27 protein-coding genes, 1 tRNA gene and 1 pseudogene are annotated in these 22,297 nt (G+C 65.4%); 6 read left to right on the top strand and 23 right to left on the bottom strand.

Going from position 1 to position 22,297, the window contains the following annotated elements:
• Positions 1-48: 48 nt before the first annotated feature.
• A complete protein-coding gene (typA, locus tag ACE3SN_RS08030) occupies positions 49-1,881 on the bottom strand; it encodes a translational GTPase TypA (protein ID WP_374529095.1) in 1,833 nt (610 codons plus the stop codon).
• Between the two features lie 135 nt (positions 1,882-2,016).
• Here typA and ACE3SN_RS08025 point away from each other — a divergent pair, with 135 nt between their 5' ends.
• A complete protein-coding gene (locus tag ACE3SN_RS08025) occupies positions 2,017-4,524 on the top strand; it encodes a TonB-dependent receptor (RefSeq protein ID WP_374529093.1) in 2,508 nt (835 codons plus the stop codon).
• A 1-nt stretch (position 4,525) separates the two neighbouring features.
• Here the strand turns inward: ACE3SN_RS08025 and ACE3SN_RS08020 are convergent, their stop codons facing one another.
• Positions 4,526-7,048 (bottom strand): ABC transporter permease, encoded by a 2,523-nt coding sequence (locus tag ACE3SN_RS08020; RefSeq protein WP_374529091.1) that lies wholly within the window; start codon positions 7,046-7,048, stop codon positions 4,526-4,528.
• Positions 7,045-7,752, bottom strand: coding sequence for an ABC transporter ATP-binding protein (locus tag ACE3SN_RS08015; RefSeq protein WP_374529089.1), 708 nt, complete (start codon positions 7,750-7,752; stop codon positions 7,045-7,047). Before ACE3SN_RS08015 ends, ACE3SN_RS08020 begins: the two co-directional genes overlap by 4 nt.
• Before the next feature lie 46 nt (positions 7,753-7,798).
• On the opposite strand from ACE3SN_RS08015, the gene ACE3SN_RS08010 reads away from it, so the two are divergent.
• Positions 7,799-8,521, top strand: coding sequence for an arylesterase (locus ACE3SN_RS08010; protein WP_374529087.1), 723 nt, complete (start codon positions 7,799-7,801; stop codon positions 8,519-8,521).
• On the opposite strand, the gene recF is transcribed toward ACE3SN_RS08010, so the two are convergent.
• Positions 8,493-9,566: a DNA replication/repair protein RecF gene (gene recF / locus ACE3SN_RS08005; RefSeq protein WP_374529086.1), complete on the bottom strand. Its 1,074-nt coding sequence runs from the start codon at positions 9,564-9,566 to the stop codon at positions 8,493-8,495. The two genes, ACE3SN_RS08010 and recF, sit on opposite strands and share 29 nt — an antisense overlap.
• Positions 9,567-9,791: 225 nt before the next feature.
• Between recF and ACE3SN_RS08000 the strand changes: the two genes are divergently transcribed.
• Both ACE3SN_RS08000 and ACE3SN_RS07995 read left to right on the top strand, forming a co-directional pair.
• Positions 9,792-9,932, top strand: a complete 141-nt coding sequence (locus ACE3SN_RS08000) for a hypothetical protein (protein ID WP_374529083.1) — start codon at positions 9,792-9,794, stop codon at positions 9,930-9,932.
• Entirely contained in the window at positions 9,929-10,147 is a 219-nt protein-coding gene (locus ACE3SN_RS07995) for a PspC domain-containing protein (protein ID WP_374529080.1), read from the top strand. The genes ACE3SN_RS08000 and ACE3SN_RS07995 overlap by 4 nt, the downstream gene beginning before the upstream one ends.
• 40 nt (positions 10,148-10,187) lie before the next feature.
• Here ACE3SN_RS07995 and ACE3SN_RS07990 read toward each other — a convergent pair whose 3' ends face one another.
• Positions 10,188-10,931 (bottom strand): queuosine precursor transporter, encoded by a 744-nt coding sequence (locus tag ACE3SN_RS07990; RefSeq protein ID WP_374529079.1) that lies wholly within the window; start codon positions 10,929-10,931, stop codon positions 10,188-10,190.
• A gap of 62 nt (positions 10,932-10,993) precedes the next feature.
• Here ACE3SN_RS07990 and ACE3SN_RS07985 point away from each other — a divergent pair.
• Positions 10,994-11,070, top strand: a tRNA-Arg gene (locus tag ACE3SN_RS07985).
• A 56-nt stretch (positions 11,071-11,126) separates the two neighbouring features.
• Here the strand turns inward: ACE3SN_RS07985 and ACE3SN_RS07980 are convergent.
• Positions 11,127-11,930 carry an NUDIX domain-containing protein gene (locus tag ACE3SN_RS07980; RefSeq protein WP_374529076.1) on the bottom strand — a complete coding sequence of 268 codons (804 nt, stop codon included), beginning with the start codon at positions 11,928-11,930 and terminating at the stop codon, positions 11,127-11,129.
• A 392-nt stretch (positions 11,931-12,322) separates the two neighbouring features.
• Here ACE3SN_RS07980 and ACE3SN_RS07975 point away from each other — a divergent pair, with 392 nt between their 5' ends.
• On the top strand, positions 12,323-14,548 hold the full coding sequence (locus tag ACE3SN_RS07975; RefSeq protein WP_374529074.1) for an EAL domain-containing protein: 2,226 nt from the start codon (positions 12,323-12,325) through the stop codon (positions 14,546-14,548).
• On the opposite strand, the gene grxD is transcribed toward ACE3SN_RS07975, so the two are convergent.
• From grxD to ACE3SN_RS07890, 17 genes and pseudogenes are all read right to left on the bottom strand, one after another.
• Complete coding sequence (grxD, locus tag ACE3SN_RS07970; protein ID WP_374529071.1) at positions 14,532-14,861, bottom strand: Grx4 family monothiol glutaredoxin; 330 nt, start codon at positions 14,859-14,861, stop codon at positions 14,532-14,534. The genes ACE3SN_RS07975 and grxD overlap by 17 nt on opposite strands.
• 22 nt (positions 14,862-14,883) lie before the next feature.
• A complete protein-coding gene (locus ACE3SN_RS07965; protein WP_374529069.1) occupies positions 14,884-15,117 on the bottom strand; it encodes a BolA family protein in 234 nt (77 codons plus the stop codon).
• Complete coding sequence (locus tag ACE3SN_RS07960) at positions 15,117-15,440, bottom strand: DUF1476 domain-containing protein (protein ID WP_374529066.1); 324 nt, start codon at positions 15,438-15,440, stop codon at positions 15,117-15,119. Before ACE3SN_RS07960 ends, ACE3SN_RS07965 begins: the two co-directional genes overlap by 1 nt.
• A 31-nt stretch (positions 15,441-15,471) precedes the next feature.
• Entirely contained in the window at positions 15,472-15,954 is a 483-nt protein-coding gene (locus ACE3SN_RS07955; protein ID WP_374529064.1) for a cytochrome c, read from the bottom strand.
• A 13-nt stretch (positions 15,955-15,967) separates the two neighbouring features.
• Positions 15,968-16,966, bottom strand: a complete 999-nt coding sequence (locus ACE3SN_RS07950; protein ID WP_374529063.1) for an NADPH:quinone oxidoreductase family protein — start codon at positions 16,964-16,966, stop codon at positions 15,968-15,970.
• Complete coding sequence (gene leuD / locus ACE3SN_RS07945) at positions 16,963-17,565, bottom strand: 3-isopropylmalate dehydratase small subunit (RefSeq protein ID WP_374529061.1); 603 nt, start codon at positions 17,563-17,565, stop codon at positions 16,963-16,965. Before leuD ends, ACE3SN_RS07950 begins: the two co-directional genes overlap by 4 nt.
• Complete coding sequence (locus ACE3SN_RS07940; RefSeq protein WP_374529059.1) at positions 17,565-17,747, bottom strand: hypothetical protein; 183 nt, start codon at positions 17,745-17,747, stop codon at positions 17,565-17,567. Before ACE3SN_RS07940 ends, leuD begins: the two co-directional genes overlap by 1 nt.
• Positions 17,748-17,789: 42 nt before the next feature.
• Positions 17,790-19,220, bottom strand: a complete 1,431-nt coding sequence (gene leuC, locus ACE3SN_RS07935) for a 3-isopropylmalate dehydratase large subunit (RefSeq protein WP_374529057.1) — start codon at positions 19,218-19,220, stop codon at positions 17,790-17,792.
• A gap of 170 nt (positions 19,221-19,390) precedes the next feature.
• Complete coding sequence (locus ACE3SN_RS07930; RefSeq protein WP_374529055.1) at positions 19,391-19,804, bottom strand: SufE family protein; 414 nt, start codon at positions 19,802-19,804, stop codon at positions 19,391-19,393.
• Between the two features lie 48 nt (positions 19,805-19,852).
• The gene (locus ACE3SN_RS07925; RefSeq protein ID WP_374529053.1) at positions 19,853-20,038 is read right to left on the bottom strand and encodes a hypothetical protein; all 186 of its coding nucleotides are present in this window, start codon (positions 20,036-20,038) and stop codon (positions 19,853-19,855) included.
• Positions 20,035-20,268, bottom strand: a complete 234-nt coding sequence (locus ACE3SN_RS07920) for a hypothetical protein (RefSeq protein WP_374529051.1) — start codon at positions 20,266-20,268, stop codon at positions 20,035-20,037. Before ACE3SN_RS07920 ends, ACE3SN_RS07925 begins: the two co-directional genes overlap by 4 nt.
• 33 nt (positions 20,269-20,301) lie before the next feature.
• The gene (locus ACE3SN_RS07915) at positions 20,302-20,565 is read right to left on the bottom strand and encodes a hypothetical protein (protein ID WP_374529050.1); all 264 of its coding nucleotides are present in this window, start codon (positions 20,563-20,565) and stop codon (positions 20,302-20,304) included.
• A gap of 22 nt (positions 20,566-20,587) precedes the next feature.
• Positions 20,588-20,872 (bottom strand): hypothetical protein, encoded by a 285-nt coding sequence (locus ACE3SN_RS07910; protein ID WP_374529048.1) that lies wholly within the window; start codon positions 20,870-20,872, stop codon positions 20,588-20,590.
• The gene (locus tag ACE3SN_RS07905; RefSeq protein WP_374529046.1) at positions 20,872-21,156 is read right to left on the bottom strand and encodes a hypothetical protein; all 285 of its coding nucleotides are present in this window, start codon (positions 21,154-21,156) and stop codon (positions 20,872-20,874) included. The genes ACE3SN_RS07910 and ACE3SN_RS07905 overlap by 1 nt, the downstream gene beginning before the upstream one ends.
• Positions 21,157-21,183: 27 nt before the next feature.
• Complete coding sequence (gene pspC / locus ACE3SN_RS07900) at positions 21,184-21,561, bottom strand: envelope stress response membrane protein PspC (protein ID WP_374529044.1); 378 nt, start codon at positions 21,559-21,561, stop codon at positions 21,184-21,186.
• A gap of 53 nt (positions 21,562-21,614) precedes the next feature.
• Complete coding sequence (pspB, locus tag ACE3SN_RS07895; protein ID WP_374529042.1) at positions 21,615-21,926, bottom strand: envelope stress response membrane protein PspB; 312 nt, start codon at positions 21,924-21,926, stop codon at positions 21,615-21,617.
• Between the two features lie 3 nt (positions 21,927-21,929).
• Positions 21,930-22,297: pseudogene (locus ACE3SN_RS07890) on the bottom strand (phage shock protein PspA); the annotation flags it as partial.

Raw genomic sequence — 22,297 nt, 5'->3', positions numbered from 1 at the left:
TAGCCGATTACCGGTAAGATCGAAAGTCGGGCGCCTGCGCGCCCAAACTTACGCGGCTTCCTTCTTGCGTCCGGCCTTCTTGCGCTCGTGCGGATCGAGGATCGCCTTGCGCACGCGGATCGACTTGGGCGTGACTTCGACCATTTCATCGTCGTCGATATAGGCGATCGCCTGTTCCAGCGTCATGATCCGCGGCGGGGTCAGGCGGATCGCGTCGTCCTTGCCGGTCGAACGGAAGTTCGTCAGCTGCTTGGACTTCATCGGGTTGACTTCGAGGTCATCCGGCTTGGCGTTTTCGCCGATGATCATGCCTTCATAGATCTTGTCCTGCGGGCGCACGAACAGCACGCCGCGCTCTTCGAGGCTGTTGAGCGCATAGCCCACCGCCTCGCCGGTGCAGTTGGAGATCAGCACGCCGTTGGGGCGGCCTTCGATCGGACCCTTGTGGGGGCCATACTTTTCGAACAGGCGGTTCATGATGCCGGTGCCGCGCGTGTCGGACAGGAATTCGCCGTGATAGCCGATCAGGCCGCGCGAAGGGGCGGAAAAGGTGATGCGGGTCTTGCCGCCGCCCGAGGGGCGCATGTCGGTCATCTCGGCCTTGCGCAGCGCCATCTTTTCCACGACCGTGCCCGAGTATTCGTCGTCCACGTCGATCACGACGGTTTCGTAAGGCTCGGTGCGCTGGCCGTTTTCATCGGTGCCGAACAGCACGCGCGGACGGCTGATGCCCAGTTCAAAGCCTTCGCGGCGCATCGTTTCGATGAGCACGCCCAGCTGCAGTTCGCCGCGGCCCGCCACTTCGAAGCTGTCCTTGTCGGCGGATTCGGTGACCTTGATCGCCACGTTCGATTCCGCTTCGCGCATCAGGCGGTCGCGGATCATGCGGCTGGTGACCTTGTCACCCTCGCGCCCGGCCATCGGGCTGTCGTTCACGGCAAAGCGCATCGACAGGGTCGGCGGGTCGATCGGCTGGGCCTTGATCGGCACGCTCACCGAAGTGTCGGCGATGGTGTTGGCCACGGTCGCCACGGTCAGGCCGGCGAGGCTGATGATGTCGCCGGCGCGGGCTTCGTCGACCGGCACGCGGTCAAGCCCGCGAAACGCCATGATCTTCGATGCGCGACCGGTTTCGATCACCTTGCCATCGGCATCGAGCGCGTGGATCGCCTGGTTGGCCTTGACCTTGCCCGACTGGACGCGGCCGGTGAGCACGCGGCCCAGGAAGTTGTCGCGATCCAGCAGCGTCACGAGGAAGCTGAACGGCGCGTCGGCGTCGAGGTTCGGCGGCGGCACATGGTCGACGATCTTCTGGAACATCGGTTCCAGCGTACCTTCGCGGCGGCTTGGGTCCTCGCTGGCATAGCCGTTGCGGCCCGAGGCGTAGAGCACCGGGAAGTCGAGCTGCTCGTCGGTGGCATCCAGCGTCACGAACAGGTCGAAAACTTCATCCAGCACTTCCTGAATGCGCTCGTCCGGACGGTCGACCTTGTTGACCACGACGATCGGCTTGAGGCCCAGCGCCAGCGCCTTACCGGTGACGAACTTGGTCTGCGGCATCGCGCCTTCAGAGCTGTCGACCAGCAGGATCACGCCGTCGACCATGGAGAGGATGCGTTCCACTTCGCCGCCGAAGTCGGCGTGGCCGGGGGTGTCGACGATGTTGATGCGGGTGCCGTTCCATTCGATCGAGGTCGGCTTTGCCAGGATGGTGATCCCGCGTTCCTTTTCGAGATCGTTGGAATCCATCGCGCGCTCTTCGACGCGCTGATTGTCGCGGAAGGTGCCGGACTGGCGGAACAGCTGGTCAACCAGGGTGGTCTTGCCGTGGTCGACGTGCGCGATGATGGCGATATTGCGCAGGGGCAGGGGGGCGGACATGATCGGTTCTCAAATACTGGAGGAGGGCGGGTGCCTGTTGCACCGCAACATTGCGCGCGCCACTAGCCGAAATGGCCCGTTCGGGCAAGCGTTGCGGATTGGCCTTTGCGCGGCAAGGCTTTATAGGCGCGCGGCATGAAGCTCTTCCCGATCCGCGCGGCTTTGCTTTGCGCCGTGGCCATCGCCCCCCTTGTTCCTGTTGCCGCCCATGCACAGGTGACCGATCCCAACGCGCTGGAGCCCCAGTACGTTGAGGAAGAAGCCCTGCCCGCCGAGGAAGAGGCCGCACCTCCGGCGGACGACTATGCCGAGCCCGCCGACAATGGAACCATCATCGTTACCGCGACCAAGCGCGAACAGACGCTCAAGGACGTGCCGGTTGCGGTTTCCGTCGCCAGCGGCGCGGCGATCGAGCGAACCCAGGTGCGCGACATCAAGGACCTGCAATTGCTCGTGCCGTCGCTGCGGGTTTCGCAGCAGCAAAGCTCGACCGCGACGAACTTCATCATCCGCGGCTTTGGCAACGGGGCGAACAATCCGGGGATCGAGCCTTCGGTCGGCGTCTTCGTCGATGGCGTCTATCGCAGCCGCGCCGCCGCCCAGATCAGCGATCTGCCCGACGTTTCGCGGGTGGAAGTGCTGCGCGGGCCGCAATCGACCCTGTTCGGTAAGAACGCCAGCGCGGGCGTGATTTCGATCATCACTCGTGAACCGCAATTCAAGTTCCACGGCGCGCTTGAGGCGAGCTATGGCGAGTTCGATCAGCGGGTGGTGAAGGGCTATGTCACCGGCCCGCTCGGCGAGACCGTTGCGGCCAGTATTTCGGCCGGGTTCAACCAGCGCGATGGCTACATCACCAATCCCGGCAATTCGGAAAAGACCAACGAGCGCAACCGCTGGTTCGTGCGTGGGCAGCTCAAGTATGCGCCCAGTGACCAGCTGGCGGTGCGCCTGATTGCCGATTACGACAAGATCGACGAAGATTGCTGTGCGGTCGTCAATCTGCGCCGTTCGGCTGCGACCAGTGCGATCGAGTACTTGGGCGGCCACGTCAACGATCCGGCCATGCCCTTTGCCGACGTCGCCTGGTCGAACTTCGGATCATCCAACAATATCGAGAACTGGGGCCTCTCCGGCCAGGTCGATTACAGCGTCGGTCCGCTCAAGGTAACCTCGATCACCGCCTGGCGGGAAAGCAAGACCAGGACCAACCAGGACTCAGACTTTACCAGTGCCGACCTGATCGGGGCGAACGCCGCCGATGTGGGGATCGATACCTTCACCCAGGAACTGCGCGTCAGCGCCGGGTTCATGGATATCTTCAACGCCATGATCGGCGGCTACTTCTTCAGCGAGAACGTCAGCTACCAGAATGCGCTGACCTATGGCAGCAGCATGCGCGGCTATGCCGACCTGCTTTCGGGCGGGGGCGTGACCAACCTTGAAACCGGGCTGTTCGGATCGAACACCGGGCGCTTCTTTGCGCCGGGCCAGGGCATCTTCGACGATTGGAAGATGAAGAACACCGCCTGGTCGGTGTTCGGCAACGTCGATCTCAAGGTCAAGCCCGGGGTTACCGTGACGCTGGGCGGCAACTATACCCGCGATGCCAAGGACGTGACTTCGAACACGGTCAGCACCGACCTGTTTTCCTCGCTCAACCTGGCGACCTATGGCGCCACGGCGCTGCGTCCGTTGCAGTTCTTCCCGCCGTTCCTGAACTATCCCAACGCGGTTGAGGATGGCCGCACGCGCGACGGTAAATTCACCTGGACCGCGCGGATCGCCTTCGATCTGGGCGCGCATGTGAAGAGCTATGTCAGCTATGCGACCGGCTTCAAGGCCAGCTCGTCCAACCTCTCGCGCGACAGCCGCCCGCTGGGGGCCGACTACTCGGCACTTTCAGCTGCCGGGTTGCTGCTGCCCAACCTTACCACCGGGTCGCGCTATGCCGGACCGGAAAGCGCCAAGGTTTGGGAACTGGGCTTCAAGGGCGACTGGGGTGCGGTGAGCGCCAACCTGACCTTCTTCAAGCAGACGATCGCAGGCTTCCAGTCGAACACCTTCACCGGCACCGGTTTCGCGCTCGCCAATGCGGGGCAGCAAAGCACCTTCGGGATCGAGTTCGACGGGCAGGTGAAGCCCTATGCCGACCTGACGCTGAGCCTGTCGGTGGTCTATCTCGATCCCGAGTATGACAGCTTCCCCGGCTCGCCGCTGGGCGATCTCTCTGGCACCCGTCCCGCGGGCATCCCGGCGCTTTCGGCCACCTGGGGGGCGCAGTGGAGCCACAAGTTCGCAAACGGCGACCGGCTGACCCTGCGCGGCGATTTCCATTATGAAAGCCCGGTGCAGGTGATCGAGGGACTGCCCGGCTTCATCCAGCGCGACGCCAGCGGCACCGTGATCAGCTATGCCCCCGCTTTCGCCGCCGCCCAGCCCTTTCGCCGCGAGGTGCAGGACCTTACCGCGTCGCTCACCTATGGGCTGGCGAACGGGCTGGAACTGTCGGTCTGGGGCCGCAACCTGACCAACAACCGCTATATCCTGACGGTGTTCGATTCCGTCGCCCAGCCGGGTTCAATCTCGGGCTATACCAACCAGCCGCGCACCTGGGGCGGGACGGTTCGGTTCAAGTGGTGAGCTAAAGTTCTCTAAGCGCCTGCGCCGGTTTTGCCCGCAGCAGCGGGAGCGAGCCGGCCAGGGCAAAGCCGATCACCAGTGCCAGGCCCAGGCCCAGCACGGCCAGTTCCTGCGGCCAGCCGGGCAGCCAGTCGAACTTGAACAGTTCCACAATCACCAGCCAGGCAAGGGCATTGCCCAGCACCAGCGCGACCAGCGCGAGCAGCGCGGCGAGCAGGGCATATTCGGCAAGCTGCAGCAAAAGCAGCTGGCGGCGGCTTGCACCCAGCACCCGCAGGATCACGTTGTCATAGGTACGGGCGGCACGCGCTGCGGCGATCGCGCCCAGCAGCACGGCAATCCCCGCCAGCACCGCCACCGATGCGGCCGAGAGGATTGCCAGGCTGACCTGCCGCAGCAGGTCGCGCGCCTGGGTGAGCACGCCGCCGACCTCGATCACCGAGCTTGCCGGAAAGGCCCGGACCAGCGCGCGCAGCAGGCCGCCGTGTTTCTCGTTCTTGGGAAGATTGATCGTCGCGGCCATGTTGTGCGGGGCGTCGGCAATGGCGTTGGGGCTGAACACCAGCACATAGTTGAAGCCCATTGAATCCCAGTCGATCCGCCTGAATGAGGCGATCCGCGCGGTGCGCTCGACCCCGAGCAGACCGATAGTCAGCTTGTCGCCGAGCTTGAGATCCAGAACCTTGGCCAGATCCTCGTCGATCGAGACCAGCGGCTCGCCCGCGTAGCCCTTGGGCCACCATTGGCCCGCAGTAACAACATTGCCTTCGGGCACTTCGTCCGAATAGGTCAGGCCGCGCTCGCCGCGCAGGGGCCAGGCGTCTTCGGGGATTTCCTTGAGGTCCGATACGCGGGTCATCGCGCCGTTCGGGCCATAGGCGAGGATCGCGCCGCGCAGGGCCGGAACCATGCGCACCTCGGCCTTGGGGGCAACCTGCCGCACGGCGGTCTGGAATTCGTCCGCGCGGTCACGCGGCACGTCGAGCACGAAATAGTCTGGCGCGCGCTGCGGTACGCGCGCGGCGATATTGGCGTCGAGGCTGGTCTGGACCGCTGCCAGCAGCACGAAGGCCGAAAGGCCAAAGCCCAGTGCCGTCACCAGCGCACCGGTCTGCGCGCCGGGGCGGTGGAGGTTCGCCAGCGCCAGGCGCAGGAATGGCCGCTCCGGCCGAGGCAGGCGCGCCGCGATGCGGCGAATGGCCAGGCCAAGACCGCCCAGCAGGCCAAGCAGTCCCGCCGATCCGGCCAGGAACCAGGCCGTCACCAGCGGCTGCTTGGCCGTGACGAGTGCCAGCGCGGCGATTCCGGCGATGCCAAGGCCAACCGGCAGCAGGCTGTCGCGCCAATTGGCCGCCAGCGGCGAAACCCGCGCGCGCATCAGCGCCATGGCCGGGAACCGGCGCGCGGCGAGCAGTGGCGGCGCGGCGAAGATCAGTGCCACCAGCAGCCCATAGAGCGCCGCACGGCCCAGCGCGAACCAGTCCAGCACCAATCCCGGCGCGACTGGCAGCAGGCTGCCCAGCGCCTCACCCAGCAGCGGCGTGACGAGCACACCCGCCACCAGGCCGACGCCGCTGCCAACCAGCGCGGCGGCGGCGATCTGCAGCAGGTAGATCCGCGCAATGTCGCCGCTGGTCGCGCCCAGCACCTTTAGCGTCGCAATGCTGGTGCGGCGCGCCTCAAGATAAGAGGAAACCCCGCCGCCAATCCCGATCCCGGCGATCACCAGCGCCGCAAGCCCGACGAGAACCAGGAATTCGCCCATCCTTCCGACGAAGCGTTCGGCCCCCGGTGCGGCCTTGTCGCGCGTGCGCGCTTCGAACCCGCCCGAGGGGAACTTCGCCTTGAGCACGTCGACGACAGCGTTGGGATCGGCCGCGGGGGGCAGGACGATGCGGTACTTGGAGCGATACATCGCGCCGGGTGCGGTCAGCCCCGCCTTGGCCGGGAAATCGGCGGCGACCAGCACCACCGGGCCAAGGGTAAAGCCCTCGCCCAGACGGTCGGGCTCGTCGGCGATGATCCCGCCAACCTTGAGCCGCGCCGAGCCAACCTCGATCTCGGCGCCGGGAGCCACGCCAAGGCGCTCCGCCGCGCCTTCCGCAATCCAAGCCTCGCCCGGTGGCGGCGCGCCGGTGGTGCGGCCATCCTTCAGTTTGAACGCGCCAACCAGTGGCCAGCGGGCGTCGACCGCCTTGAGCTCAATCGGTGCCGCCAGATCGCCCGCGCGGGCCATGGCCTGCATCCTCAGGCCACCCGAAACCGGGCCAAGGGCCTTGAATGCGGCCATTTCCTGGGCGCCGGCGGCGCGCTGCCAGACGGCAACCTCGATATCGCCGCCCAGGATCGTCCGGCCGCGCGTGGAAAGCTCCTGCTCGATCGCGCCGGTCAGGGTGCCGATCGCGGCCAGCGCGCCGACGCCGAGAAACAGGCAGACGAGCAACAGCCGCAGGCCCCTGAACCGGGCCGAAAGATCGCGCTGGGCAATGGCCCAGGCCGATTTCCAGGAAAGCCGCTCGCTCACCGGGCGGCGCTGTCGCTGGCGATGCGCCCGTCGGCGAGGGTGATGACTCGCTCGCACCGTTCGGCCAGCGCCGGATCGTGGGTGATGATCACCAGCGTCGCCCCGGCTTCGGCGCGGCGGGCGAAGAGCAGGTCCATGATTCCCGAGCCGGTCGCCGCATCAAGGTTGCCGGTCGGCTCATCGGCGAAGACCAGTGCGGGGCGCGGGGCCAGCGCGCGGGCAATCGCCACGCGCTGCTGTTCCCCGCCCGAAAGCTGCGCGGGGTAGTGATCCAGCCGGTGACCGAGGCCCACGGCGGCGAGTTCCGCCTCGGCGCGGGGGCGGGCGTCCGCCATTCCGGCCAGCTCCATCGGCGTCATCACGTTTTCGAGCGCGGTCATCGTCGGCAGCAGGTGAAAGGCTTGCAGCACCACGCCGATCCGCCCGCGGCGTGCGGCGGCCAGGGCGTCCTCGTCCATCCGCGAAAAGTCTGCGCCAGCCACTTCGAGCCGGCCGCCAGAGGCGCGCTCAAGCCCCGAAAGCACCGCCATCAGCGAGCTTTTGCCCGAGCCTGAGGGGCCGAGCAGGGCCAGCGTCTGCCCCTGCGGCACGGTCAGGTCGATCCCGCGCAGAATCTCTACCGCACTGGCGCCCTGGCCAAGGGTGAGGGTGAGGGCGTCCGCTGCAATCGCGGGCGAAGTTTTGCTTTGTTGGGGGGTTGTCACCGCGCAGGGATGCCATAGCTAGAGGGAAAGGCAAGGAGGTTGCTGAATGAAATGGAAATCCGCCGCGCTGGTTGCAACCCTTGCCGGAATTTTGGCCGCCTGCGGGCAGAGCCAGCCTGCGCCCGAGCCCACCGCCAGCGATCCCGCCGCGCTGCCCGCGCCGCCGGTGATGGGCGATGAACTGCTGATCGTCGCGCTGGGGGACAGCCTGTTTGCCGGTTACGGGCTTGAGCCGGGGCAAAGCTACCCGGCCCGGCTGGAGGCGGCGTTGCGCGCGCGGGGGATCAATGCGCGGATCGTCAATGCCGGGGTTTCGGGCGATACCACGGCGGACGGCCTGCAGCGGCTGGATTTCATCCTCAACAGCGTCTCCAAGCCGCCCGCGCTGGTGCTGGTCAGCCTTGGCGGCAACGACATGCTGCGCGCCGTTCCGCCCGAGGAAACTCGCGCGAATATCGACACGCTGCTGGGCAAGCTGAAGGAGCGCAAGGTTCCGGTGATGCTGCTGGGCATGAAGGCCGCGCCCAACCTTGGTGCGGACTATCAGGGCAAGTTCGATCCGATCTATCCGAACCTGGCGAAGAAGTACGGGGCAGGTCTGGTGCCGTTCTTCCTTCAGCCGGTTTACGACAAGCCGCAGCTTATCCAGGCGGACCATATCCACCCGACGCTGGAAGGGATCGACCTGCTGGTCGGATCGACAGTGGATCAGGTGGCGGGAGCGCTGCCCAAGTCGGCAGCTAAAGCCGCTCCGCCAGCCCCTCGCTGACGCGCCAGACTGCGGCTTCGCCCAGGATCGCCTCGAACGGGGGCAGTTCGGTGCCGGTCAACCAGACCTGCGCGCCGCCCCCACGCAACCGGTCGAACAGCGCCTCGCGCCGGACGGGATCGAGGTGCGCCGCCACTTCGTCGAGCAGCAACAGGCCCGGCCGCTCGCGGTCGAGCAGGTCGGCGTGGGCCAGCGTTATGGCAATCAGCATCGCCTTCTGCTCGCCGGTCGAACATTCGGCCGCGACCTGGCCTTTGCCGGCCATCACCACACCCAATTCGTCGCGGTGCGGCCCCGTCAGCGTGCGCTGGGCCGCGCGGTCGCGGCGGCGGCCTTCGGCCAGGCGGGCGGCGAGTTCTTCGGCACCGATCGGCCCGCCCGGCTGGTAGGCCAGTTCGGGCCGGGCAAAGGGTGCGTCGGGCAGGGCGGAGAGGGCCGCAGACAAGCGCTCGACCAGCCGCGCGCGGGCTTGGGCGACGGCGGCTCCAGCCTCGGCCAGCTGCGCCTCGATCGCGTCGAGCCACTGCGGATCGGGTTCGGCCTCCTCGCCCAGCAACCGGTTGCGTTCGCGCAGCGCCCCTTCGGCCCGTGCGGCATTGCGGGCGTGGCCGGGTTCGAGCGCCAGTACCAGCCGGTCAAGGAACCGGCGGCGCGCACCGGCCCCTTCGGCGAACAGGCGGTCCATCGCCGGGGTGAGCCAGCCGATGCTGAGCCATTCGCCAAGCCGCACCGCCGGAGCCTCTGCGCCGTTGACCTGCACAATTCGGCGGCCCGGCTTTTCCGGACGTACCCCGGTGCCCAGGCGGACCTCGAGCGGGGACAGGTCTGCGCTGATCGCAAAGCCGCCATCGCCGCCTTGTGCGGGCATATCGGGCAAAGCGGCGCGGCGCAGCCCCCGGCCTGGCGCGAACAGCGACAACGCTTCGAGCACGTTGGTTTTGCCTGCGCCATTTTCGCCCACCAGCAGGTTGAACTGCGCAGTGCCATCCAGCCGCGTGGCGCGGTGATTGCGAAACTGGCTGAGAGTGATGCGGTCGAGCGCCATGGGACTCCAGCGTTAGAGGCTGTGCCCCCGTGCTGTCACGCGAAACGCGTTTGCCGAAAGTTGGGAAAATTTACCAACTATTGATTCTGTACCTTCGTTGCAAAAATTGTTCATCTTGCAGAAATGGTAGAATTCAGCCGTTTTTCGAATTTGGCACGGGGGATGCAAACACTATGACATCCGCGGAATGCACCGCGGCACGCAATTCGAAAGAAGGAAAAGACGATGACCTACCTCAACTCTCTCGCCGGCCGGTTCACCGCCGCTGTCTCCGCCCTGGCGCTTTCGCTGGTCCTGATCAGCGCGACTGTCGCCACTCCGGGCACGGCCTATGCCCACACCGCTTATGTCGGAGTCGTGGCATGAGCGCGCTCAGGTCGCAGAGCAGCGGTAACGCTCCCGTCGGCGGCGGCTTCCGCCTGGGCAAGGGCAATGCCAAGTTCATGGGCGTGTGCTCGGGCATTGCCGACTACTTCGGCCTCGATGTCACGCTGGTGCGCATTGGCGTGGTCGTTGCGACCCTGGTTGGCGTCGGTTCGCTGATCCCGATCTACCTCGCGATCGGCCTCATCGCCGATTGATGAGGATCGCCGGTGAGGCCCCGTTCGGAATGGACGGGGCCTAAACCGATTCAGCCTTGGCGAAGGGCGAAAAATCGGTGCCGGTATCGTAGACGTCCACCCCTTCGCGGGTCTTGAAGAAGCCGACCACCACATAGGTAACCGGCGTCAGGACGACTTCCCACAGCACTTTCAGGGCCCAGTTGGTAACCAGCACGGTCAGCACCTGCTCATTCGACCAGACCCCGAGGAATGCGATCGGATAGAAGATCGCGCTGTCTACGGCCTGGCCGAAAAAGGTCGAACCGATCGTGCGGGTCCAGAGATGCTTGCCCCCGGTGAGGATCTTCATCTTCGCCAGGACGAAGCTGTTGACGAACTCACCCGCCCAGAATGCCAGCACCGATGCGGCGACGATCCGCCAGGTCGATCCGAACACGCTTTCATAGGCGGCCTGACCGTTCCAGCCATCGGCGGGCGGCATGGCCACCACGGCCCAGCTCATGAAGGCCATGAACACCATCGCGCCAAAGCCCATCCACACGCAGCGCCGCGCGTTGGCATAGCCGTAAACCTCGGTCAGTACGTCGCCCAGCACGTAGGACAGCGGGAAGAACAGGATCCCTGCGCCGAACGTGTAGCCGTCCAGCGTGGCGAGTTTGCTAGCTCCGATCAGGTTCGACAGCAGCAGGATCGCGACAAAAGCCGCCATCATGTAGTCAAAATAGCGGAAGTGGCGGCGTGCGCCGGCCTTGCCGTCGATGTGAGCGATGGGGCCGTCGGAGTGCGAAATGGGGTCGGTCATGGGTGCCAAGGCTAGCGAGGTTTGCGCGGGCCGAAAAGGGGGACTATGGAGCGCCTCGGCGCGCGCCCGTAGCTCAGCTGGATAGAGCGCGAGACTTCTAATCTTGAGGCCGCAGGTTCGACCCCTGCCGGGCGCGCCAATTTTCCTCCGCTTGATTGCCGCGCCCTTATGGCCCTGCGAACTGCGTCCGTCTGATCAGCCGCGCGCCGCCGTATCCAGCTTTTCCCCGTCCACCGGGTAACCGGCATCGTGCGGGATCACCAGCCACGGCTCGCCATCGCGGATTTCCATCGACGGCGTGATCATCCGCGAAGGGAATTCCTGCACATGCGCTACCGCTTCGTCAAAGCTGCCGAACTGGGCCAGCCGTTCAAGATTGCGCCGGGTCGGGAAGATCACCTTGATCTCGCCCGTTTCGGCCAGACCCAGCGCTTCTTCGGCGCTGGCCCAGAACAGGTGGGTGTTCTCGGTCGAATCGACCAGCAGTTCGACCGCGCCCGTGCCCAGGTTGGCGAGATAGAAGCGGGTGTCGAATACGCGGATTTCGCGGTGCTTGGGACGCCAGCGGGCAAACGGCACCATCGCGTCCAGATCGAGCGTCCAGCCCATCTCTTCCAGCACCGGGGCCAGTTCACCGGTCTCGAGCAGCCGCGCGCGGGCGCGGCGGGCGGTCTCAAGATCGATCTGCTGGTGGAGGCCGACAACCAGGCCGGTCTCCTCAAGCGTTTCGCGAACCGCGGCGATGCGCGCGGCAAGTTCGTGGATGGCCTCTTCGTCGGTCGCGCCATGCGCCTCGGCCAGCGCGCGGTCGGCATCGTCGACCCGCCCGCCGGGAAACACGGCAGCACCGCCGGCAAAGCGCATTTCCTTTGATCGCTGCACCATCAGGATCTGCGGGGCCCCGCCATCCGGCGCATTGCGGAAAATCACCAAGGTCGCCGCAGGCGTTGCGGGCGGTGCGTCATCGGTGTGTTCGAATATTTTCTTCAGGTCATCCATCGCGGACAAGGGTGCCTGTCCGGCGGTGCGTTTGGCAAGCGCAAAAAACACCGCTTGCCATGATCAAGTGTCGGTCTGTTTTACAGCCACGGATTTCCTTGCGGACCATTAAGCATGTATGCGCTTGAAAGTTCACGGGGCGGGCAAATTGGCACGGGTTCTGCATTGGTTGTGGTACCCCAAGCAGTCTCGAATGAGGCGGGGCCGCACCCTGGTCTCCGCGGTCCCGCCTCCCCGAGCCTCCTCCCAGCCAGAACAGCAAGGTCCGCCACCTCGTGGAAATACAGCCCGTGCGGGCTAAGATTTCCTTGAGACTTTAGCGCTATGCGGGCGCATGGACACGCGTGCCTGTGCATTGCAGGCGGGCGCGTCGCGGGGGAACCGGGTTGCGCTTGTTTGCACGGCAAGATCAGGATCGGCACACATCGGGGCTGTTCGGGCCCCTGGTGCTGATGGCGCTTGGCGGCGTCGCCCTGTTCATCGCGCTGGCTGTCCTGCTGCTGTTCCAGTTCGACAATGCCGCCGCCGAGCGCGAACAGCACATGGTGATCAACGGCCTGAAGCGCCAGTTCCACGAATTCGACGCGGTGATCGTGCCCCAGGTCAACTGGGACCAGGCGGTCAGGGCGCTCGACAACAAGTTCGACCCCGACTGGACCGATTTCAACTTCGGCAACTACCTCTACACGTTCAACGGGTTCACCCGAGGCTTCGTGGTCGATGGAGCGGGACGGCCGATTTATGCCTCGGTCGATGGCGAGCGCGCGGATATCGCCGCCTATGCGCCGTTTGCGGGGATCGCTTCGCAGCTGCTGCCCCAGATCCGTGCGCAAGAGGCAAAGCGGCCCCCGTTCAAGGTGCGTCCGGGCAAGAACAATATTCTGACCGAACCGATCCAGGCCGAAGGACTGACACGCGTCAACGGCGAGGTGTTTGTCGTCATTGCCACGCTGGTGCAGCCGGATTTCGGCCATATCCTGCCGCGCAGCGCGACGGCGCCGGTTACGATTTCGGCTTTGCCGATCAATGCGGCGATGCTGAAGGCCTTCGAGGAACGCTACCTGCTCGACGATCTGAAGCTGGTCGACAAGGATCACAAGGTTTCCGGCCGGGCCTGGTTGATGTTGCGTTCGCCAAGCGGCGAAGATCTTGGCGCGCTGACCTGGAAGCCGCGCGCTCCGGGAGCACAGTTGCTTGAAACGCTGCGAATTCCGATCCTGATCGTGCTCGTCCTGATCGCCTGCGTCGCCTGGCTGATCGTGCGGCGCGGCACCCGGGTGCTGAACGAACTGGTGACCAGCGAGGCGCGCGCCCGCCACCTGGCCTACCACGATCCGCTGACCCGCCTGCCGAACCGGGCCATGCTGTTCGAACGGCTCCGCGCCTTGCTTGGCGAACTTGACCGCAGCGGCGAATGTCTTGCGGTGATGTGCGTGGACCTCGATCGGTTCAAGGAAGTGAATGATACCCTTGGTCATCAGGCCGGGGACGAACTGATCGAAGTTGTCGCCAATCGCTTGCGCGTCGTGTGCAGCGGCACCGCGCTCATTTCGCGTCTGGGTGGCGACGAATTCGTCGTGTTGACCAAGGTCCAGGGTCCGGCCGAGGCCGAAGCCCTGGCCGTGCGGATCATCGAGTCGGTTTCCGACCCCGTTCAAAGCGAATATGGCAAGATTGAAGCGGCCTGTTCGATCGGCATTGCGCTGGTCGATCAGGGCGGGGTGGACGCTTCCGAGGCGCTGCGCTGGGCCGACCTTGCCCTGTACCGTTCGAAAGCCATGGGGCGCAGCCGATCGAGCTTCTTCGAACTCGCCATGGACACCGCCCTGCAATCGCGCCGCAGTCTCGAAGTCGATCTTGGCGAAGCGCTGGCCAGGGGCGACCTTTCGATGGTCTATCAGCCGCAAGTCGACCGGAACGGCAAAATCGCCGCGCTGGAAGCGCTGGTGCGCTGGACCCACGCCGAGCGCGGCGAAGTACCGCCGGGCATCTTCATTCCGCTGGCAGAGGAAACCGGGCTGATCCTGAAGCTTGGCGAACTGGTTCTGCGCCGCGTGTTTGCGGAGACGGGTACCTGGCGCAGCGTCCGGATTGCGATCAACGTCTCTCCGGTCCAGATGCGCACGCCGGGTTTTGCGGAACTTGTCATCCGCCTGATCGCGCAGGCGGGCATTGATCCAACGCGCTACGAATTCGAACTGACCGAAACCGCGCTGCTGGGCGAAGATCCGGTGACGATGGCGAATATCGACGAACTCAAGCGGATCGGCCTGTCGATTGCGCTGGACGACTTCGGCACGGGCTATTCAAGCCTCAGCGTGCTGCAACGCTTTGCGGTCGATCGGATAAAGATCGACCGCACGTTTGTTGGCTGTCTCGGCGATGGCGAGGAAAGCGGGTTGCTGGTTGATGCGATTCTCAAGCTGGCGCGCGCGCTCAACCTTGCGGTGATTGCCGAGGGAGTGGAGACCCCGCAGCAGATGGACTGGCTTGCCCAGCGCGGCTGCCGCGAGTTCCAGGGCCACCTGATCGGTCTGCCGCTGCCCGCAAGGGGCGCGGCCGAGCTAATCGGCGAAACCTATGAAGCGCGGCTGGTGCGGCTCAGCCAGCGGCGTTGATCCCCGCATCGGCGATCAGCTGCTGCAATTCGCCCGCTTCGAACATTTCCATCATGATGTCGCTGCCGCCGACGAATTCGCCCTTCACGTAGAGCTGGGGAATGGTCGGCCATTCCGAATAGGCCTTGATGCCCTGGCGGATTTCCTGGTCCTGCAGCACGTCGACGCCTTCGTAAGGCACGCCCAGATGATCGAGGATCGCCACGGCCCGGCTCGAAAAGCCGCACTGCGGGAACAGCGGCGTGCCCTTCATGAACAGCACGATGTCGCTGGCGTTGACGATATCGGCGATGCGCGAATTGGTATCGGACATGGGGGCGTGCTCCTTACCGGCCTCAATTGGGGACGGCGGTGGTCAGTTGCAAGGCATGAAGTTCGCCGCCCATCCGTCCGCCAAGCGCCGCGTAGACCAGCTTGTGCTGCGCGATGCGGGGCTTTCCGGCAAAGGCGCTGGAAACGACGTGCGCGGCATAATGATCGCCATCGCCGCGCAGGTCGGTAATCGAAACCTCGGCGTCGGGCAGCGCGGCCTTGATCAGGGCCTCGATATCCGAGGCGGCCATGGCCATCAGGCTTCGCCCATCAACGCGCGCTTGGCTTCGACGGCCTTGGCGTCCATCGCGGTGCGGATATCGGCCTCGCTGACGTCGATGCCGGCCGAAACCAGATCGCCCAGCAGCTTGCGAACCACGTCTTCATCGCCGGCTTCTTCGAAATCGGCCTGGACGACGCTCTTCGCATAGGCTTCCGCTTCGACCGCCGAGAGGCCCATCTGCTCGGCCGCCCACTGGCCCAGCAGCCGGTTGCGGCGGGCGTGGATGCGGAAGTGCATTTCACCGTCGTGGGCGAACTTGGCTTCTTCGGCGCGTTCACGGTCGTTGAAATCGGTCATGTCAGTCCCTCGGGTCTGGTGTGCGGTCCGCTTACCCGGCCGGTTTGGCGGGCGGTGGAGCCTGATAGGAATCGTGGCAGCCCTTACACGCCGCACCGGTAGAGGCAAGGGCGGAGGCGAAGCCATCGGCATCTTCAGCGGCGGCCGCGGTGGCCAGGGCCTTGGTCGCTTCAACCAGCGCGGCATTCTTCGCTGCGAAATCGGCCGGGTTGGCCCAGATTTCGGACTTGGCCCGGCTCGGCAGTCCCTGGGTCGAGGCGCCGAACAGCGAAGGCATCGCCGTGGCCCACTTGGCAAGGCCATTCGAGGCAAAGGCCAAATTCTTCAGGGGAGTGCCGTTGGCGCTGGCCCCCTTGAGCAGGTTCAGCGTGGTCGCGGCCATGTCCATGCCGGCCTGGCGCAGCATGACCTGCTGGGCCGGCGTGGGGCCGGCTGGCTGCTGCGCGGGCTTGGCCTGGACGGCCCAGCCGGTAACGGCGAGCGCGGCAATCGCGATGAGTCGGGCAGTCTTCATGGCACCTTGCTCCTCAATCCATCGTGACGACGATTTTGCCGACGGCCTTGCGATCCGCCAGAAGCTGGATCGCCTCGCCGCCGCGCTCGATCGGGAAGGTTGCCGATACGCGGGGGTTGATCTTGCCTTCCTTGAGCAGCTCGAACAGCTTGGCGATGTGCACCGCGTTGGCCTTGGGATCGCGCGCGGCGAAGGCACCCCAGAACACGCCGCAGACGTCGCAGCTCTTGAGCAGGGTGAGGTTGAGCGGCAGCTTGGCGATACCGGCGGTGAAGCCGACCACGCAGAAGCGGCCTTCCCAGGCGATCGAGCGCACAGCGGGTTCCGAATAGTCGCCGCCGATGATGTCGTAGATCACGTTCGCGCCTTCGGGGCCGCAGGCGGCCTTGAAGGCATCGGCAAGGGCCTTCGACTGGTCCTTGCTGAGCGGCGCGCGCGGATAGACGACCACCTCGTCGGCGCCGTGTTCGCGCGCAACGGCGGCCTTTTCCTCGCTGGAAACGGCGGCCACGACCTTTGCCCCGTAAGCCTTGCCGAGTTCGACGGCGGCCAGACCCACGCCGCCCGCGGCACCAAGGACCAGCAGGGTATCGCCGGCCTTGAGATGCCCGCGATCGAGCAGGCCGTGCATGTTGGTGCCATAGGTCATCAGCAGCGAGGCGCCGGTTTCAAAACTGACGCCGTCGGGCAGCGGCCACAGCTTGGCCGCATCGGCCAGCACTTCTTCGGCCAGACCGCCGTTGCCCATCATGGCGATCACGCGGTCGCCGACCTTCCACTGGGTCACGCCTTCGCCCAGCGCATCGACAATCCCGGCGGCCTCGCCGCCCGGCGAATAGGGGCGCTGCGGCTTGAACTGGTAGAGGTCCTGGATCATCAGGACGTCGGGGAAATTGATCGAACAGGCCTTCACCTTCAATCGCACCTGGCCGGGGCCGGGGACGGGGCTGTCCAGTTCGTCGAGGACCAGCGTATCCGGACCGCCAGGGGCGTGCGTGCGAAGTGCCTTCATACCAATTCTCCCGTTCCGTGTGCGAGCCAGGGTGTTGCCCCTTTGCTCTTGGTTTCATAGGCGGCGATCGCCTCGCCGCGCGCCAGGGTCAGCCCGACCTCGTCCAGTCCGTTCATCAGGCAGTGCTTGCGGAACGGATCGATTTCGAAGCTGAAGCGATCCTGGAATGGGGTGGTGACGGTCTGGCTGTCCAGATCGATGCTGATCGGATCGGTCTGGGCCACTTCCATCAGACGGTCGATCGCCTCTTGCGGCAGGACCACGGTGAGGATCCCGTTCTTGAAGGCGTTGCCCGAAAAGATGTCGGAAAACGAAGGCGCAATCACGGCGGTGATGCCAAGATCGAGCAGCGCCCAGGCGGCGTGCTCGCGGCTGGAGCCGCAACCGAAGTTGTCACCCGCGATCAGGATCGGTGAGCCCTTGAATTCAGCCGAATCGAACAGGTTGTCGGGATCGTGGCGCAGCGCCTCGAACGCGCCCCGGCCCAGCCCGTCGCGCGTGATGGTCTTGAGCCAGTGCGCCGGGATGATGACGTCGGTGTCGATGTTCTTGCGGCCAAACGGGATCGCCCGGCCGGTCACTTCGCGGATCGCTTCCATCAGTCGGTCTCCGGCGCATCTTCGGGATGCGCTGGCGGAGCGGTAGGCTTCTTGGCCTGTTCGCGGCGACGCGAAGCATAGAGCAGGGCTGCAGCGAGTGCGGCCGAACCAATCGCGGCGCCGGCGAGGGCTGCCTTGCCGGTCCAGTTTGACTTATCGGACTTGTCGGAAGTGTCGGTCATAGGTGGTTTATGTGCCTCCGGATCGCGGAATGACAAGGGCCGTCAGACGAGTTCACGCACATCGGCGAGCTTGCCGGTGACAGCCGCCGCCGCCGCCATCGCGGGCGAAACGAGGTGGGTGCGCGCACCCGGACCCTGCCGGCCGACGAAATTGCGGTTGCTGGTGCTGGCGCAGCGCTCGCCCGCCGGAACCTTGTCGGGGTTCATGGCGAGGCAGGCCGAGCAGCCCGGTTCGCGCCATTCGAACCCGGCGTCGAGGAAGATCTTGTCGAGCCCTTCCGCTTCGGCCTGGCGCTTGACCAGCCCCGAACCCGGCACGGCAATCGCCCAGCGCACGTTCGCGGCCTTCTTGCGGCCCTTGAGCACGGCGGCGGCGGCGCGCAGATCCTCGATCCGGCTGTTGGTGCACGAGCCGATGAAGATGTTCTGCACTTCGATATCGGTCAGCGCCATGCCCGGGGTCAGCCCCATGTAGTCAAGTGACTTCCTTGCGGCATCCTGCTTGGACGGGTCGTCGAAGCTTTCCGGCGCGGGCACCGTGCCGGTGATCGGCAGGACGTCTTCCGGGCTGGTGCCCCAGGTGACGCTGGGGGCGATGTCGGCGGCGTCGATCACCACGACCTTGTCGTACTTCGCGCCCGGATCGGTCGCCAGGCTCTTCCACCAGGCGACAGCGGCATCCCATTCGGCGCCCTTGGGGGCATAGGGGCGGCCCTTCACATAGGTGAAGGTCTTCTCGTCAGGCGCGATCAGACCGGCGCGGGCGCCGTGTTCGATCGCCATGTTCGAGATCGTCAGACGGCCTTCGATCGAGAGGTCGCGGATCGTCGAGCCGGTGTATTCGATGACATAGCCCGTCCCGCCCGAGGCGCGCAGCACGCCGCAGATGTGCAGGACAACGTCCTTGGCCGAGGCGCCGGGGCCAAGCGGACCTTCGACGCGCACTTCCATCGTTTTCGACTGCTTGAGCAGCAAGGTCTGCGTGGCGAGCACGTGCTCGACTTCGCTGGTGCCGATGCCGAAGGCCAGCGCGCCAAGCCCGCCGTGGCAGGCGGTGTGGCTATCCCCGCAAACGATCGTCGCTCCGGGCAGCGAAAAGCCGAGTTCCGGGCCGACCACGTGGACAATGCCCTGTTCCACGTCGGCATCGCCGATCAGGCGCACGCCGAATTCGGGGGCATTGCGGTTCAGCGCCTCAAGCTGCTGGGCGCTTTCCGGGTCGGCAATCGGGATCGGCTTTCCAGCAGCATCGCGCCGCGCGGTGGTCGGCAGGTTGTGATCGGGCACAGCCAGGGTCAGGTCCGGGCGGCGCACCTTGCGGCCCGCAACACGCAAGGCTTCGAAGGCCTGCGGGCTGGTCACTTCGTGGACGAGGTGGCGGTCGATGTAGATCAGGCAGGTGCCATCGTCGCGGCGTTCGACAACGTGGGCATCCCAGATCTTTTCGTAAAGAGTGCGCGGTGTGCTTGCCATAGTGCATCTGCGCCTAGGAAGGCATGGCGAGTCTTGCAAGCGCGAAAGGTCGGACGCGGGCAGGGCGAATGCGGACGCGGCGGACCCGCCGGTCCGCCACGCTGCGACCCTCGCAGGCCAACATGCCGGCTATTGCTGACAGTTTCGTGACCGCCGATCCGGTTCGCGGCTCAAGCGCCGGCGGCAATCCGCGCGGCGGTTTCGCGGATCAGGGCGATCATGTTGGGCACGCCCTGGGTGCGATTGGAGCTAAGCTGGTTCTTGAGGTCGAAGGGTTCGAGCAGGGCGGCGATGTCGGTCTCGGCAACTTCGAGGGCGGGCCGGTCCTGCACGGCGGCGACGACAAGTGCGACGATGCCCTTGGTGATCGCGGCGTTGCTATCGGCCAGGAAATGCAGCACGCCATCATCGCGGCGGGTGGGATAGACCCAGACGCTGGCCGAACAGCCGCGCACCAGCGTGGCGTCGGTCTTGAGCGGATCGGGCATGGGTTCCAGTTCGCGGCCCAGTTCGATCAGCAGGCGATAGCGTTCATCGCCTTCGAGGAATTCATACTCGTCGCGGATATCGTCAAGGCTGCGCATGGCCGCGCCCTTAGCGCCGGAGTGCGCGCGCGTCCACAGGCGGCAGCTTCAGCCCGCTAGGCCGCCGGGGCGGGTGAAGGCGAAATAAATCACGTAGAACCAGCTCAGCACGCCGTGGATCGCGGCCCAGATGATCGACTTGTTCACGCTCCACGAAATCGCGACGGCAAGCGCGCTGCCGAGGCCGATCCCGGCCTTTGCGGCACTCCCCGCGCTCGATGTGTTGCCGCTCACAGGTCGACCCCGGCCGCAATCGCTTCAAGCTTGCGGATGCGTTCCTTGAGGTCGGCGATCTCGATGCGGGCCATGCTGCCGCTCGATCTGCCCTCGATTTCCGGGCGATGCATTTCCAGCTCGCGCGATTTTAGTGCGAGCCAGCCCTGCCAGCCCTTGAGCGAGGCGAGGGTGATGATCGCCACCGAGGACAACGAGGTGGCGGCGATGGCGAGGTATGCGCTGTCCATTGCGGTTACTCCCCAAGTGATTCTGCGGCGCGACTAGCGGTCGCGCAGGCTTTCGATCTCGGCAGCGAGCGCCTGCGTCTGGCGGCCGTTCACGGTGTTGGCGTCGGTGGCGATGCGTTCAAGCACGTGGATGCGCGCGCGCAGGCTTTCCACTTCGCGTTCCAGCTCAAGTTCGCGCGGGCTGGCCGAAATGGCGCCGTCGAACAGCGGGGCGCCGGCACGGCGCAGTTTGGCCATCCGGATGTTCGAAAAGGCCAGGATGGCGACAATGATGACAACAGCGTTCCATAATGACATGGCGTGATCTCCCCGGATTGACTCAGTGTTCGACCGGCTCGCGCAGAGCTTCGATCTCGAGGGCCAGGTTCTGGCCAAGCTGCGTGGACTTGTCGGTGGCAATGCGTTCCAGCACGCGGACGCGTTCTTCAAGCCGCGCCGCAGTGCCTGCTTCGGCCGGAGCCGCGCGGCCCAACTCAGTCATCCGCAACTCGATTTCCTTGGCCTTGAGCTTGAGCCGTTCGGAATAGGCGGAGAAGGCCATGCCGCAGAAGGCAACCACGGCGATCATCAGCGCGGCAAAGGCGATAGTGTCACCGACACCCATTACTTCTGCTCCTCGATCCGGGGGGCGGCAGGCGGCGCATCGCGCAGCGCTTCGATCTGGGCGGCCAGGTCATAACCCTTGTCGGTGACGATGCGTTCCAGCACCTTGACCCGGTCTTCGAGCCATTCGGTGCGGTCGCTCGACGCGCTCCTGCCGCTGGCGGCCTCTGCTTCGAGTCGGCGCACTTCGAGTTCGGCCATCCGGCGCTTGTGGCGGGTTGTAATCGCGATGATCGGGATCGACAGGGCGAGCATCGGGATCAGGGCAAAGATATCGCCGCTCATTGGTAATTTCCCCCTCAGGTGCCGTGCTTAGCGCAGGCGTTCGATTTCGGCCGAAAGGCGCGGGTTGCTGCTTACGTAAAAGGCTTCGACGTCGGCCAGGCGGCGATCAATGTCGCGGAACCGGGCGCGCACTTCGCGGGCGGTGCGGGTGGGCGACTGGCGTACGCCTTGCCAGAAACGCTGTTCCTGGCTGTCGGCATAAAGATGCCCCGGCTTCTTCTGGGCGAAGATGCCCAGTGCGAAATAGGCCAGCGGCACAAAGCCCACGCCCATCATGGTCAGCGCCACGGTGCCCAGGCGAACCCACAGCACATCGACCCCGGTATAGTCCGCGATCCCGGCGCAAACGCCGAGGAACTTGCCGTTGATCTTGTCGCGGTAAAAGCGGGTACGCAGGCTATTCATGGTGCTGTCTTCCCTGTTCGAGTGGTGCGGCCGGTTCGATGCGCGCGGCAGGTTCATTTCCGACCCCGCAGCTGGTTCAGCTCGCGCAGTTGCTCGATCTCATCGAGCGGCACGTTGTCGCTGGCGCGGTCGGACAGGATGCGGGCGGGCTGGAATTCGGGATTGTCGGCGGAAACCAGACGCTCGACCGTGTCCATCCGATCGTCGAGCCGCTTGGCGAGCTGATAGAGCTCTTCCAGCAGGGCTTCGTCGTCGTTGGTCAGGGTGGCGGCGGTCTTCCAGCGGGTCACGTAGTGGAGGATGATCCACGGCAGCGCGACGAACAGCATGCCGCACACGAAGATGGGAACCAGAACGTCTTCCATGGCTTAGTCCTCCTGTCCGGTATTGTTCGGGGTCTGGTTCTGGGCGGCGCTCAGCGCGCGCTTCATTGCTTCCAGTTCCTCGTCGATCTTGTCCTGTCCGGCGAGCGCGGCGATTTCGTCGGCCAGGCTCGGCTTGCCGGTGTTGTCGGCCAGGCTCAGCGCATCGGCGCGGCCTTCGGCATAGTCGACGCGGCGTTCGAGCTGGTCGAAGCGCGCCATCGCCTCGTCCACCCGCTCGCTGGCCAGCAGCGTGCGCAGCTTGACGCGGTTTTCGGCGCTTTCGAGGCGGGCCGCGATCGCGCTCTGGCGGCTGCGGGCTTCGCGCAGGCGGGTCTGGAGCTTTTCGATGTCGAGCTCATAGGCGCGCAGCG

The sequence above is a fragment of the Novosphingobium sp. genome, assembly GCF_041915465.1.
In the GTDB taxonomy this organism is placed as follows: domain Bacteria; phylum Pseudomonadota; class Alphaproteobacteria; order Sphingomonadales; family Sphingomonadaceae; genus Novosphingobium.
This window is presented reverse-complemented; position numbering and strand designations above follow the sequence as displayed.